The organism is Colwellia psychrerythraea (assembly GCF_000764225.1).
GTDB classification, from domain to species: Bacteria; Pseudomonadota; Gammaproteobacteria; order Enterobacterales; family Alteromonadaceae; genus Colwellia; species Colwellia psychrerythraea_D.
On record NZ_JQED01000007.1, the window covers coordinates 62,896 to 76,607 of the forward strand.

Consider the following 13,712-nt stretch of genomic DNA (forward strand, 5'->3'; position numbering starts at 1 on the left):
TGTCAACTCATGATATCTCTGTATAATGCGCGCCTCGATAACAGGTTGAATGAATTTCAGCCAACGTTAGTCCAATAAGCGACTTACTTATACTAGCTAGCGATAGTTTAATGGATGTATAAGTATATTGAGATGAGTGGGGTTTTACCGCCCAATAGACTTCCCAGCTAATTCGCCCCTAGAATTAGCAAGAAATATAGCGTCAATAGAACGTTATGCGCCTTAAGTCTTCCTGGTGGTTTCCTCGTATATATTTTACGCAGGTTAAGACTTAGCAAATTAAATCAAATGCTAATAAGTGCAGCTAATTAACACCCGTTAATTTGGCAGTAGCTTTGTGATTGATTTTTAAAATTACGCCCAAGTAATTATGCTCAAGAAATGCCTGCCTTGCGAAGATGAAAATTATTTATGACTGATAAAAAAACTGAAACTGTGACTGAACCTGTAGCTTTTGCCTCTTTAGGCTTACCTGAAAATTTATTATCTGCTGTTCTTTCTATTGGTTTCACCTCTGCTACCGATATTCAAGCACGTACTATACCGCCATTACTTGTAGGTAAAGATGTTTTAGGTGAAGCACAAACAGGTACAGGTAAAACTGCCGCGTTTGGTTTACCTGCATTAGCAAAAATTGACACATCAATTAGAAAACCACAATTAATGGTATTAGCACCTACACGTGAATTAGCAATGCAAGTTGCTGAAGCTATTGAGTCTTTCGGTAAAGATATGAAAGGTTTACGTGTTGCTACCTTGTACGGTGGACAATCATATGGACCACAATTTCAACAACTAGAGCGTGGAGCGCAGGTTGTTGTTGGTACACCTGGTCGTTTAATGGATCATTTACGTCGTAAAAGCCTTAAGTTAGATACCCTACGTGTATGTGTTCTTGATGAAGCTGATGAAATGTTAAACATGGGCTTTTTAGAAGACATCCAATGGATTTTGGATCACTTACCTAAAACAACTCAAATGTGTTTGTTCTCTGCAACAATGCCACCAGCAATTCGTAAAATAGCTAACCGCTTCTTAAAAGATCCTGAACACATTAAAGTGGCTGCGATTAAAAAAGCCAAAGCTAACATTACTCAATATGCATGGAAAGTTAGCGGCATCACTAAAATGACTGCATTAGAGCGAATAGCAGAAGTTGTTGACTATGATGCAATGATTATCTTTGTTCGTACTCGTAACGATACTGTTGATGTAGCGGAAAAATTAGAACGTGCAGGTTATCCAGCACTTGCATTAAATGGTGATATGAACCAAGCACAACGTGAACGTTGTATTGATCAAATGAAATCAGGCAAATCATCTATTTTAGTTGCTACTGACGTTGTTGCTCGTGGCCTAGATATTCCTCGTATTTCATTAGTTGTTAACTATGACTTGCCTGGTGATAACGAAGCGTATGTTCACCGTATAGGTCGTACTGGTCGTGCTGGTCGTGAAGGCATGTCAATCTCATTTGTCCGTCCACGTGAAATGTACTCAATTCGTCATTACGAGCGTTTAACATCAGGTACTGTTCTTGATTACCAATTACCAAACATTCAAGAAATTGGTAAAATACGTATTGAACGTACACGTGTTGAAGTAGCTAAAATTGTTGCAGATAAAGATATCTCAGCTATGCGTGAAATTGTTGAAGGCATGGCTGCAGAGTCAGAAGTTTCAATGATTGATCTTGCTGCAGCATTACTTTTCCAAAAGCAAGTGAAGCAACCACTTCAACCAAAAGAAGATCCTAAACCTCGACGTGATGCTCGCGAACGCAACGATCGTAATAGCCGCGGTAATGACCGTAACAGCCGTGGTAACGATCGTAATAGTCGCGGTAATGATCGCAATGACCGTAGCAATCGTGAAGAAAGACCACGTAAAGCTAAAGTGAATCGTAGTGATGTTGATTGGCAGACTTACCGTTTAGAAGTTGGTAAAGAGCATGGCGCTCGTCCTGGAGATATTGTTGGCGCGATAGCTAATGAAATTTCGCTTGATAGTAGCTACATTGGTGCGATTAATTTACATGATAAACATAGTTTCGTTCAGTTACCAAAAGGTATTCCAACAGACTTGTTTAATCAGTTGAAAGGAGTGCGTGTTCGTCGTCAACCTCTTTCAATAACGACTTCTGATGAAGCTGTTGTAAGCCAACAACGTCCAAGTCGCCGTACTGAAAAAGCAGCACGTCATACATAATTGATAGGCTAGCTGTACCACCTTTTGCATAATGGAGTGAACTCTTCATTATGCAAGTTGGTAAAACAAAAGAGGCACCTCATGGTGCCTCTTTTGCTTTTTTATTATAAGAAAAGCACTTTTACCATTATTTATGCTAAAAAGTGTAAGTTTTTATCTCAGTCACCTTGTTTGGGTATTACTTTATCTATTACTATATAGCCCCAAAGTACAATATAAATTATTCTAATAGTAATGTCTGAAGTAACATCCCTATCAAACGTTGAATCAGCCCACCATTTAGCTATTCGTGTCTATTATGAAGACACTGATGCTGGTGGTATTGTCTATTATGCGAACTACTTAAAGTTTTTTGAACGCGCTAGAACAGAGTGGTTGAGAGAAATAGGTATAAACCAAGAAGTATTTTTGAAACAAAAGTTAGGTTTTGTGGTCAGAAAAGTTGAAATGGACAATATTGCCTCGGCAAAACTCGATGATTTACTTAAGGTGAGTTCATCCATAATAACCTTGAAACGGGCAAGTTTAGTGTTTCAACAACAAATAACCAATCAAGAAAAACAAGTATTGTGTACTGCTCAAATACGCATAGCTTGTGTTGATTTTAGTCAAAATAAGCCTTGTGCTATTCCCGAATTAATACTAGGAGCGTTTAAACGTGTCAGCTGAAATATCTATATTCCACTTGTTTTTAGAAGCAAGTATATTGGTACAATTTGTAATGCTTGTGTTACTAACTTTTTCTATTGTCTGTTGGGCAATGATCTTTCAGCGTAAAAAAATATTGCGTACTGCAGCAGAAGAATTAAAAGCATTTGAAGATAAGTTTTGGAGTGGTGCAGATTTAAGTAAGTTATATAGTGAAACCTGTGCAAAACCACAAATACAAGGAATTGAAAGTTTATTTATTGCGGGATTTAAAGAGTTTGCTCGTTTGAGAAAAAGTCATATTGATAATTCTCAAAGTATTGTTGATGGTACACATAGAGCGATGCGTGTTGCCTTATCACGTGAAGTTGATAGCCTAGAAACACATTTACCTTTCATGGCAACCGTAGGTTCAATTAGTCCTTATATTGGCTTATTCGGCACTGTATGGGGCATCATGAATTCTTTTATTGCACTCGGTGCGGTAAAACAAGCCACACTTGCGATGGTTGCACCTGGTATTGCTGAAGCATTAATTGCAACAGCAATGGGGTTGTTTGCTGCTATCCCTGCGGTTATGGCGTTTAACCGCTTCAGCCATAAAGTAGAGAAACTTGAAAATAGCTACGGTAACTTTATGGATGAATTTTCAAGTATTTTACAACGTCAATCAGCCGCTGAGCAATCTGCTAAATAGGGTCTTACTATGTACCAAAGAGTTAGACGCCGCAAAGTGGCTGAGATAAATGTGGTGCCATATATTGATGTAATGTTGGTATTATTAATTATTTTTATGGTTACTGCGCCTTTAATAACACAAGGGGTAAAAGTCGACTTGCCACAGGCTGAAGCTGAGCCTCTTGATGAAGATAGTAAAACTCCGCTAGTCGCTAGTGTTGATGCTCAAGGGCGTTATTACTTAACTGTAGGTGCTAATGACAAAGAGCCAATGTCTGCTGAAGAAGTGGCTGTCTTAGTTAAAGCACACCTAGCCGTTGAACCTGGCACTCCCGTGGTTGTAAACGGTGACGGCGCTGTATCATATGATGCCGTGATACAACTGATGGTTATGCTGCAAAGTGTTGCGGGTGTGCCTTCTGTTGGTTTAATGACAGATTCGGTGGGAGAATAGCGTGGCCCAGCAGTCAACTTCTCGTTTCAACATGAATTCACCTTATTTCAAATCAGTGTGTTTGAGTCTCGCGTTGCATGTTATCTTACTTGTCGGTTTATTGTCTGGAGACTTTTCTTCAGAGCCTAAACCTCTACCGACACCATCAAGCCAGTCAGTTGAGCCGATCAAGGCAGTGGTTGTTGATCAGGCAAAGTTTGAACAAGCAGTAAATAAGATTAAAAAACAAAAAATTAATGAGCGTGATGCTGAGAAAAAGCGACTGAAGGCCGTTGAAAAACGTGCGTCAGATGCTAAAAAGCGTCGTGAACAAGAACAAGCGCGCATTAAAAAACTAGAGAAACAACGCAAGCAAAAAGAACAAGAAAAAATTAAGGCAGATAAAGCCGCTAAATCAGCGAAGGCTAAAGCCGCTAAAGCAGAGAAAGTACGTAAGCAAAAAGAGCAAGAGAAACAAGTTGCTGAAAAAGCTGCAGCTGCTGCCAGAAGCAAACGCTTAAAAGAAGAAGCGGATGCTAAAAAAGCAGAGGAATTACGTCTTAAGAAAATAGCCGAACGAAAACGTCAAGAAATAGCAGCAAAAGAAAAAGCTATTCAAGATGCTATGTTAGCTGAGCAAATGGCTAATGAAATGGCAACCCGTAATAAAGCAAGACACCAACAAGTGATGACTGAAGTACAACGTTATTCAGCATTGATTACACAACGTATCAATCAGTATATGATTACAGACCGCAGTACTATGGCTGATAAATCATGTCGATTAACTATTACCCTTGCACCTTCGGGGTTTGTAATTGAAGTTAGAATAGGGCGAGGCGATAAAGTCGTTTGTGATGCTGCGAATATAGCTATTGGTAAAGCGGGTATGTTACCCGTATCTAAAGACCCGGAAGTATTTAAAGAAATGCGGGAGATTGCTGTTACTGTAGAGCCCAAGTTTTGACGGATATTATTTATCAGTAAATTTTAATAGATAGTATAAGACTGTATTTAGTTATATGGTTTTATTGCAACATTAAACCAGTTAAATTAATAGCAATTCAGCAAGCTGTTTAAAGGAAAAAGATTAAAAATATGAAATTATTATCAAACATTATATTTAGTGCGCTGATTGCATTAACTTCTATGAAGACAATGGCAGCATTAGAAATAGTCATTACCGGCGGTGTAGATAGCGCAAGACCAATAGCTATTGTGCCGTTTAACTGGACGGGTACCGGTGAACGTCCAGAGCTTTTATCGAAAGTTATTAGTGATGATTTATTGCGCAGTGGTAAGTTTAGTCCCATTGCTATTAATAAATTCCCACAAACGCTCACTGATGCTAAAAGTATCGATTACAGTGCATGGGCTGCTCTCGGCGCTGAGGCGGTTGTTGTAGGTGATATTAATGAGATTGCACCGGGGCGTTATCAGGTTAGCTACCAGTTAGTTGATGTGATCCGCGGACAGATTACTGGCGGTGAGGCCTCAATGCTTAGTAATGGTGAATTAGTTAATACTAAAGACCATATTTTAGCGCAGAGCAGTGCAAATATTCAACTGAACCAAGCACGCCGTTATGCGCATAGTATCAGTAATGTTATTTATGAAAAGCTCACGGGAAGCAAAGGTGCTTTTTTAAGCAAAATTGCTTATGTTATTGTTCGCGATCAAGGAAAGTATCCATACCAACTGGCTTTTGCTGATTATGATGGTTTTAATGAACATGTATTGTTAAGTTCTAAAGAACCTTTAATGTCACCATCTTGGCATCCCAATGGTGATCAATTAGCGTATGTTTCTTTTGAAAATCGTCAAGCTCAAATCCATAGCATTGACATTTATACTGGAGAACGTAAATCAATTAGTTCTTTTAACGGAATAAACAGTGCACCTCGTTTTTCTCCCGATGGAAAGAGCATGGCAATGGTGCTGTCAAAAGATGGCAACCCAGATTTATATGTTATGGATTTAGCCACTATGAAATTACGTCGTATAACACGTAATAGGGCAATTGATACTGAGCCAAGTTGGACGCCTGATGGTAATTCATTGATATTTAGTTCAGAACGGGGTGGAAAACCACAGCTATATCGCGTAGATTTAGCCGGGGGGAAAGTAAGACGTTTAACCTTTGATGGTGAAATGAACCTAGGAGGTTCAATTACACCAGATGGTAAACAGCTAATTATGGTCAACAGAACACACGGTAAATACCGTTTAGCGAAGCAAGAAGTCGCGTCTGGATTATTCCAGGTGTTAACTGAAACGCGTTTAGATGAGTCGCCAAGTGTGTCACCAAATGGTGGTATGATCATATACAGTACCTTACATAATAATCGACAAGTATTGGGTCTAGTGTCGGTTGATGGTCGCTTTAAAGCAAGATTGCCTGCACTTGATGGTCAAGTGAAAGCACCTGCTTGGTCACCATTTTTATAATAATAAGATATACAAAATAACTAATTGAATTTTAACTTATAATTTTAGAACAAAGGATAATAAAATGCGCTTTAATAACATAGTAAAAAGCCTAGCAATTGCTTTACCTCTTACCATTCTATCTGCTTGTAGCTCAAACTCTGACACTGATGAGCAAAGCCAAGTTGATACTAATGCCCAAGTTACTCAAAATGCTGAAGATGCTAGAAAAGCTCAAGAAGCTGTACGAGTTACTGCCGCTAAACGTGCTGCAGAAATTGAAGAACAAAAACGTCAAGAGTTAGCAAAATTACGCTCAGAACATATCGTTTATTTTGATTTTGATGTTTCAAATGTAAACGAACAGTATTCAGCTATTTTAGATGCGCATGCTAAATTCTTAAACGCTAACTCTGATGTAAAAGTATTAATTGAAGGTCATGCTGATGAACGTGGTACGCCTGAATATAATATTGCATTGGGTGAGCGTCGTGCTAAGTCAGTAGTAACCTATTTAGAGAATATGGGTGTTGCTGCAGGCCAATTGACTGTAGTTAGCTATGGTGAAGAAAAACCAATGGTAAAAGAACGCAGTGAAAATGCTTTTGCTAAAAACCGTCGTGCGGTTTTAGTTTACTAATACTTGATAAGCCTCACATAAGCAGGTAACTGAATGAAACTAAATAAAGTTTTATTTGGCATGATGTTTACAGCTAGCGCCGTTAGTGCGTTAGCTGTAGCTAAAGCGCCAGTCATTGATGTTAACGCCAATTCTATTGATTCATCTGCGTTAACAGAGCAATTAACCACCTTGTCACGTAAGTTAGACTCTCGTAATAAGGCCCAAGTTAATATTCAACGCCAATTGTACCAATTACAAACTGAAGTAAATGAACTTCGGGGCGTAACTGAATTACATACTCACAAGTTAAGTCAAGTATTAGAGCGCCAACGAGAGCTTTATAAAGAAATTGATAGACGAGTGAATGAAGTACTCGAATCAACAAATAAAAGAGCTGCTGTACCTACTGACTCAGCATCAACAGCTAATGCCGCGGTAAATGCTACTAGTTATAGTAATAACTTAACTGAAAACGAAAGTTATGACCGAGCACTTAATCTTGTTTTAAAAGATAAACGTTATAAACAAGCTATTGTAGAGTTTAGAGCATTTAATAAAGGCTTTCCAAACTCCAGTTATGCGCCTAATGCCCATTACTGGTTAGGTCAATTACTCTTTAATCAAGGCGAGCTTGATGAAGCTAACCAAGAGTTTGGTATTGTTGTTAATAAACACAAAGACTCTACCAAGCGTCCTGATGCACTATTGAAACTTGCAATGGTTGCTCAAAAGCAAAACGATGTTCAAAAAGCAATTGCGACTTATCAGCAGTTATTAAAAGAATATCCAAAATCAACCGCAGCAAAACTTGGCAAGCCACGTTTAGCTAGTTTAACCAAGTAAAATATTCATAGTCTAATAGACGTGATTTGCTTTTTGTTGATGATAAAACTAGCTCATTGCTGAGAATTTGCTCGAACAGCAAATTATATTTAAAAAAACGAAGTTTATTGTTGCACTTAAATAAATTATGAGTATTATATGCCCCGCATTGAGGCAGTGACTCAATGTGTGTCGGCCGTTAGCTCAGCTGGTAGAGCAGTTGGCTTTTAACCAATTTGTCGAAGGTTCAAATCCTTCACGGCCGACCAATTTCTAACTTAAAGTACTGACTTGTCAAAGTTGTGTTTTAGTTTGAAAAAAAGCCTCCCTATCGTATAAGATTGTGGAGCAAGTAAATTGAATAAATATCTTGAATCGGCCGTTAGCTCAGCTGGTAGAGCAGTTGGCTTTTAACCAATTTGTCGAAGGTTCAAATCCTTCACGGCCGACCAATTTAAGTATTTTATCATTTATTAAAATTTAGAATCGGCCGTTAGCTCAGCTGGTAGAGCAGTTGGCTTTTAACCAATTTGTCGAAGGTTCAAATCCTTCACGGCCGACCAATTCTAAGTTTGAAGTGTTATCTTGTAAGTGTACATCTTGAATCGGCCGTTAGCTCAGCTGGTAGAGCAGTTGGCTTTTAACCAATTTGTCGAAGGTTCAAATCCTTCACGGCCGACCAATTCAAGAGTTTTTACCATTTACACACTATTAGGAACGGCCGTTAGCTCAGCTGGTAGAGCAGTTGGCTTTTAACCAATTTGTCGAAGGTTCAAATCCTTCACGGCCGACCACTCCTAATATTCTAACTACCGAAAACCACCTTACCTACTCCCTGAAATAAAATATCTAAGCATTAAGACAAAGGTTTTAATCGTTTAAGCTGAATTGATACGAAGGTTCAAACTCTATGCGGTCGACCACTCCTAATATTATGAATATCTATAAAACTCACCAATATCTCTTTAAAATAAACTCTACTCATTAAAGCTAAGGCCTTTTAACGTTTGCCTAAACTATTCTCTACTACACATTAGTAGCAATTTCCCTTATAATTGCCGCGTTTTTACGTGTCCTGAATTAGAGAGAATCCATGAGTGTAAGTAATACTGCGGTAGATTTTGATTTTCAATTTCCAGCTAAACCAAAGCCTTTAGCGAGTGATGAAAAGGCACAATATATAGAGAAAATTAAACTGCTCTTAATTGAAAAAAATGCGGTGTTGGTTGCGCATTACTATACTGATCCTGAAATACAAGCGCTTGCTGAAGAAACAGGTGGTTGTGTTGCTGATTCTCTAGAAATGGCCCGTTTTGGTAATCAGCACCCTGCAGATACCTTAATTGTTGCTGGTGTTAAATTTATGGGTGAAACCGCTAAAATCTTGACTCCAGAAAAAAATGTCCTAATGCCTGAACTTGAAGCAACCTGCTCCTTAGATCTCGGCTGTCCTATTGATGAGTTTTCTGCTTTTTGTGATGAGCATCCTGACCATACGGTTGTTGTTTATGCTAATACCTCCGCAGCAGTAAAAGCCAGAGCGGATTGGGTGGTTACATCGAGCATTGCTTTAGAGATAGTTGATATGCTTGAAAGTGAAGGTAAGCCTATTTTATGGGGACCTGATCGTCACTTAGGTTCATATATAGAAAAAGAAACAGGTGCTACTATGCTGATGTGGCAGGGCGCTTGTATCGTGCATGATGAGTTTAAAGCAAATGCGCTTCGAGACTTAAAACAACAATATCCAGATGCTGCAGTTCTAGTTCACCCTGAGTCACCTGCCAATGTTGTTGAAATGGCTGATGCGGTTGGCTCAACAAGTCAGTTGATTAAGGCAAGCCAAGAAATGCCAAACACACACTTTATCGTTGCTACCGATAAAGGCATCTTCTATAAAATGGAACAAGCTAACCCAGAGAAGACATTTGTAGCCGCTCCAACGGGCGGTAATGGTGCAACATGTAGAAGTTGTGCAAATTGTCCTTGGATGGCAATGAATGGTCTTAAATCAATTCATGATGCACTAGTTAGTCCTGTAGGTAGAGAAATCCATGTTGATGAGCGTTTAGCTGAAAAAGCATTAATCCCTTTAAATAGAATGCTTAACTTTGCCGCGGATAATAAATTAAAAGTAAAAGGTAATGCATAGTTTAGCTATTTTTGATATTTATGGATAAATAAACAGCAGTTAAACCATTTATCAACGATTAAATTAAAATAGCCTTGCACCAGCAGGGCTTTTTTTCTACCATAGCGCCTGCTGACGATATAGTGCAAAACAGTGACAGCTAGAAAGAGCATCACAAAAGTAATATGTTTTTCACTTAAGATTTAGAATATGAATAAATCAGACGCCGTGATGAAGATAACATCTTAAATATCATAACAAATTTGGTGAGCTGGCCGAGTGGCTGAAGGCGCACGCCTGGAAAGCGTGTAAAGGTTTATCCCTTTCGAGAGTTCGAATCTCTCGCTCACCGCCATATTAAAAAAACCTCTGATTTATCAGAGGTTTTTTCGTTTTAAGCTTTAGAAACATCCGTTCAATTAATCCAATAGAAGCAAAGTAAGCCTGATAGCTCTACTACAAAATTAATCACTCAATTCTCTTTGAGTCACAAAATGTCTTGTAACCTTAACTTTCTCGGATAAAGTGATTAAACACAATTGCAAGAATTATTTATGGCGGGCTCTCATACAAACTTACTGTCGATTGTAGACTGCAGTCAGCTTGAATATGCCTCCGAAAGAGAGTATTTAATCAATTTTGATATTACGTTGGATGATAGGCGAACAAAGCTATTGCTCTAAGTGCGTATCAACAAACAGTGTTAGTAAACAGATGTTTGTTGATACCCATCATATTATTAAGGGTATTAACTTGGTATATTATATAACTTAGTAGTGAGCCATCAAATGAAGAGGGCTTTTTTAGATAAAATATTATTATTTTGACTTTCTTATGAAAGTGTATCTGAGTGAAAAGCCTTTATGAATGTTCATCGAATTACCAGTATCGTAAAAAGTATATCAGACATTAATAGCAATAATTTTTTTGATGAAATCTGCTTATCACTTAGTCGTGCTATTGATGCAGATTTTGTTTTTATAGCGAACATTGATGATGCTAAAGTAAATGCCACCTCTATTGCTGTAGCGAATAGAGGACAAAAAGTAGATAACTTTACTTACTCACTTAAATCCTCCCCTTGCGCTTCAGTTTCAAATGACTCTATTTGTACTCATCGCTGTAATATTCAACATTTGTATCCTGATGACCAATTACTCGTGGATATGAAAATTAATGGTTATGTCGGCATTCCTCTAAAAACGAGTAAAGGAAAAGTAAGTGCTATTTTGGTCGCTCTGTTTGAAGAGAGTATTAGTAATGTGCTGGAAGTAGAAACGTTGTTCTTACTTTTTTCTGGATTGATAGAGAAAGAATTACACAAAAGTAGCTACTTAAAAAAAATAGAGTTCTCTAATAAAATTATTGATAATACTCACGAAGCTATCATGGTATGTGATAAAGACAAGTTCATCACGTATATCAATCCTTCTTTTACGCGCATGACTGGCTACACACTAACTGATTTACAAGGCAAAACACCTAATGTATTAAATTCTGGTAAGCAAAGTCAGTTTTTTTATCAAAATATGTGGTCGGATATAAATGAAAAAGGCCATTGGCAAGGTGAGATTTGGAACAAACGTAAAGATGGTAGTGAATATTTAGAGTGGCTTTCCATTACTGCTATCGTTGATGATTCGAATGCGTTAACACATTACACCGCTTTCTTTTCTGATATAACTGAGCAATATATAGCAAAAGAAAAGCTGAAATTTCAAGATTCATATGATGGCTTAACCAAAACGGCCAATAAAAAGACATTATTCACCTTTATCGAAAGATCAATAATTCAATACTCAAATCAACTGGAGTCTACTACCCCAGCAGCATTACTCGTTATAGATATTGATTTTTTTAATAAATTTAATAGCCTTTATAGTCATGCATTTGGTGATGAAGTTCTTATGCAAGTATCTAGTAGGCTGCAGTCATTGATTCGGTCGAGCGATATAGTTGCACGCACCAGTGGTGATAATTTTGCATTATTTATTAACCATTTAGCTAATCAAGATTCGATAGTATATTTTATCAATAAAGTGACGGATGCATTTTTGCAGCCTTTCGTTATCGAAGGTGTTAATACAAAAATAACGTTGAGTATTGGTGTAGCATGCTTTAGACAAGACGCACAGGATGTACATCGATTATTTGAAAGAGCTGAGCAAGCAATGTTTGCAGCTAAAGATAATGGACGAAACTCTTATGAATTTTATAGTCAACTATTATCTGATAAAGCCAATAAAGAAGAACAGTTAAAGTTATCGTTAGAGTCAGCTATCGAAAACAATGATTTTTGTGTTGTTTACCAACCTATAGTGTCTTTAAAGGATAAGTCGGTTACTAAATTCGAAGTACTTATCCGTTGGAATAAGAATGGTTCATGGGTTTCTCCGGCAGATTTTATTCCGACAGCTGAGAAATTTGGCCTGATATCAAAAATAGGAGATTTGGTTCTAAACCTTGCCTGCATCGAATTGTGCAATCTTAATAATAAAGGCTTTACTAATATTGTTTTCAATGTGAACCGTTCTATTTATGAGTTCAGCTCAGGTGTTAATGATGCTTCATGGCTTGATACGATAAAAAAATATGATCTTAGTCCTGAAAGCATTTGTTTTGAGCTAACTGAGAGTGTTCTTGCACCTGAGAATGATAGATGTATTACTCTGCTTAATAAACTGCAAAATGCCGGTTGTACTATAGCATTAGATGATTTTGGTACAGGTTATTCATCATTAAACTATTTACGTAGATTTCCAATTGATACTCTCAAAATAGATAGAGGTTTTATTTCTGAAATGACTAAGGTTGAGGGGGATGCTGTTCTGGTGTCAGCCATTATTTCTATGGCTAAAGCACTTGGTATCACTGTTGTGGCCGAAGGGGTCGAATTAAAACAAGAAGTTGATATGCTTGTTTCATTAGGCTGTGATTATATTCAAGGTTATTATTTCTCAAAGCCATTGTTACCAGAGTTGCTTCCTCAGTATCTAATTGATTTCAAATATGATTAACGAATTAGGACTTCATTAGATTTACAGTAGTTAGCTCGTTTAGAGCGGTTTCTTGATTATTGATAAGAAGAATCTCTAAAGCAATAGGTTAGGTGAACTTTGCTGACATTATTACAATCGCAATTGATTGTTTTATCATTATCGAAGACCACTCAAAAAAATTAATAATTCAGCTTGTATCCGAGCGTCAAGATAACGCTTAAATAAATAAATAAGTTTATGTAAAACCCTACTAGAACATTGTCTTAAATCAAAGTGTAGTGGAATTTCAATTTAAGAGTTTACCTTAGCGTATATAATCTGTTCAAAGACATTATAGGATGCACCATGACACAAGTACTATGGAAAGATAGTTATTCTATTGGGATCGATACGGTAGATACTCAACATAAACAGCTCTTTGAGATAATGAATAAGATTTACATCGCATCTGAAAATGAGAGTGATTTAGAGGTGATTATGCCTCTGTTTGATCAGCTTCAAGATTACACAAAATATCACTTTGATGAAGAAGAACAGTTTTTTACCGCGCTTTCTATCAGTAATATTGAACAACATAAAAATGAACATCAATTTTTTATCAATGAGCTTGAAAAAATAAAGCAACAATCATTAAGAATAGGCACGATTTCTTTGGAGTTACTGTATTTTCTAAATGATTGGCTAGTTAATCATATTCAAGTTGAGGATCCTAAATATCTTGCTAATTAGTTTACTGCTCACATA

General features: G+C 37.3%; 11 protein-coding genes and 6 tRNA genes. All 17 read left to right on the plus strand.

Annotated elements, in window-relative coordinates; translation table 11 throughout:
- Positions 1 to 411: 411 nt before the first annotated feature.
- The 17 genes from ND2E_RS16235 to ND2E_RS16155 all read left to right on the plus strand — a co-directional run bounded on the left by ND2E_RS16235 (position 412) and on the right by ND2E_RS16155 (position 13,697).
- Positions 412 to 2,208, plus strand: a complete 1,797-nt coding sequence (locus tag ND2E_RS16235) for a DEAD/DEAH box helicase (RefSeq protein WP_052056270.1) — start codon at positions 412 to 414, stop codon at positions 2,206 to 2,208.
- Positions 2,209 to 2,442: 234 nt separating this feature from the next.
- Positions 2,443 to 2,877, plus strand: coding sequence for a tol-pal system-associated acyl-CoA thioesterase (gene ybgC, locus ND2E_RS16230; protein WP_033092805.1), 435 nt, complete (start codon positions 2,443 to 2,445; stop codon positions 2,875 to 2,877).
- On the plus strand, positions 2,867 to 3,553 hold the full coding sequence (gene tolQ, locus ND2E_RS16225) for a protein TolQ (protein ID WP_033092806.1): 687 nt from the start codon (positions 2,867 to 2,869) through the stop codon (positions 3,551 to 3,553). Before ybgC ends, tolQ begins: the two co-directional genes overlap by 11 nt.
- Before the next feature lie 9 nt (positions 3,554 to 3,562).
- Positions 3,563 to 3,988: a protein TolR gene (tolR, locus tag ND2E_RS16220; RefSeq protein WP_033092807.1), complete on the plus strand. Its 426-nt coding sequence runs from the start codon at positions 3,563 to 3,565 to the stop codon at positions 3,986 to 3,988.
- 1 nt (position 3,989) lies between these two features.
- Positions 3,990 to 4,934 carry a cell envelope integrity protein TolA gene (tolA, locus tag ND2E_RS16215; RefSeq protein ID WP_223303545.1) on the plus strand — a complete coding sequence of 315 codons (945 nt, stop codon included), beginning with the start codon at positions 3,990 to 3,992 and terminating at the stop codon, positions 4,932 to 4,934.
- Between the two features lie 122 nt (positions 4,935 to 5,056).
- Positions 5,057 to 6,415 carry a Tol-Pal system beta propeller repeat protein TolB gene (gene tolB, locus ND2E_RS16210; RefSeq protein WP_223303550.1) on the plus strand — a complete coding sequence of 453 codons (1,359 nt, stop codon included), beginning with the start codon at positions 5,057 to 5,059 and terminating at the stop codon, positions 6,413 to 6,415.
- A gap of 64 nt (positions 6,416 to 6,479) precedes the next feature.
- Complete coding sequence (gene pal, locus ND2E_RS16205; protein WP_033092809.1) at positions 6,480 to 7,034, plus strand: peptidoglycan-associated lipoprotein Pal; 555 nt, start codon at positions 6,480 to 6,482, stop codon at positions 7,032 to 7,034.
- 33 nt (positions 7,035 to 7,067) lie between these two features.
- Positions 7,068 to 7,859 (plus strand): tol-pal system protein YbgF, encoded by a 792-nt coding sequence (ybgF, locus tag ND2E_RS16200; RefSeq protein WP_052056271.1) that lies wholly within the window; start codon positions 7,068 to 7,070, stop codon positions 7,857 to 7,859.
- 172 nt (positions 7,860 to 8,031) lie between these two features.
- Positions 8,032 to 8,107, plus strand: a tRNA-Lys gene (locus ND2E_RS16195).
- Positions 8,108 to 8,214: 107 nt separating this feature from the next.
- Positions 8,215 to 8,290: transfer RNA gene (locus ND2E_RS16190), tRNA-Lys, on the plus strand.
- A gap of 35 nt (positions 8,291 to 8,325) precedes the next feature.
- Positions 8,326 to 8,401 (plus strand) — tRNA-Lys (locus ND2E_RS16185).
- Between the two features lie 43 nt (positions 8,402 to 8,444).
- Positions 8,445 to 8,520 (plus strand) — tRNA-Lys (locus ND2E_RS16180).
- A 36-nt stretch (positions 8,521 to 8,556) separates the two neighbouring features.
- Positions 8,557 to 8,632 (plus strand) — tRNA-Lys (locus ND2E_RS16175).
- A 299-nt stretch (positions 8,633 to 8,931) separates the two neighbouring features.
- The gene (gene nadA / locus ND2E_RS16170) at positions 8,932 to 9,990 is read left to right on the plus strand and encodes a quinolinate synthase NadA (RefSeq protein WP_033092810.1); all 1,059 of its coding nucleotides are present in this window, start codon (positions 8,932 to 8,934) and stop codon (positions 9,988 to 9,990) included.
- 244 nt (positions 9,991 to 10,234) lie between these two features.
- Positions 10,235 to 10,324 (plus strand) — tRNA-Ser (locus tag ND2E_RS16165).
- Between the two features lie 508 nt (positions 10,325 to 10,832).
- Positions 10,833 to 12,986: a GGDEF domain-containing phosphodiesterase gene (locus ND2E_RS16160; RefSeq protein WP_033092811.1), complete on the plus strand. Its 2,154-nt coding sequence runs from the start codon at positions 10,833 to 10,835 to the stop codon at positions 12,984 to 12,986.
- Between the two features lie 327 nt (positions 12,987 to 13,313).
- Positions 13,314 to 13,697 (plus strand): bacteriohemerythrin, encoded by a 384-nt coding sequence (locus ND2E_RS16155; protein ID WP_033092907.1) that lies wholly within the window; start codon positions 13,314 to 13,316, stop codon positions 13,695 to 13,697.
- Positions 13,698 to 13,712: the final 15 nt, after the last annotated feature.

Excerpts from the sequence above, each read along its gene's own strand:
- ND2E_RS16235 (WP_052056270.1), top strand. The coding sequence starts at position 412 with ATGACTGATAAAAAAACTGAAACTGTGACTGAACCTGTAGCTTTTGCC.
- ybgC (WP_033092805.1), top strand. The coding sequence starts at position 2,443 with ATGTCTGAAGTAACATCCCTATCAAACGTTGAATCAGCCCACCATTTA.
- tolR (WP_033092807.1), top strand. The coding sequence starts at position 3,563 with ATGTACCAAAGAGTTAGACGCCGCAAAGTGGCTGAGATAAATGTGGTG.
- pal (WP_033092809.1), top strand. The coding sequence starts at position 6,480 with ATGCGCTTTAATAACATAGTAAAAAGCCTAGCAATTGCTTTACCTCTT.
- ybgF (WP_052056271.1), top strand. The coding sequence starts at position 7,068 with ATGAAACTAAATAAAGTTTTATTTGGCATGATGTTTACAGCTAGCGCC.
- nadA (WP_033092810.1), top strand. The coding sequence starts at position 8,932 with ATGAGTGTAAGTAATACTGCGGTAGATTTTGATTTTCAATTTCCAGCT.
- ND2E_RS16160 (WP_033092811.1), top strand. The coding sequence starts at position 10,833 with ATGAATGTTCATCGAATTACCAGTATCGTAAAAAGTATATCAGACATT.
- ND2E_RS16155 (WP_033092907.1), top strand. The coding sequence starts at position 13,314 with ATGACACAAGTACTATGGAAAGATAGTTATTCTATTGGGATCGATACG.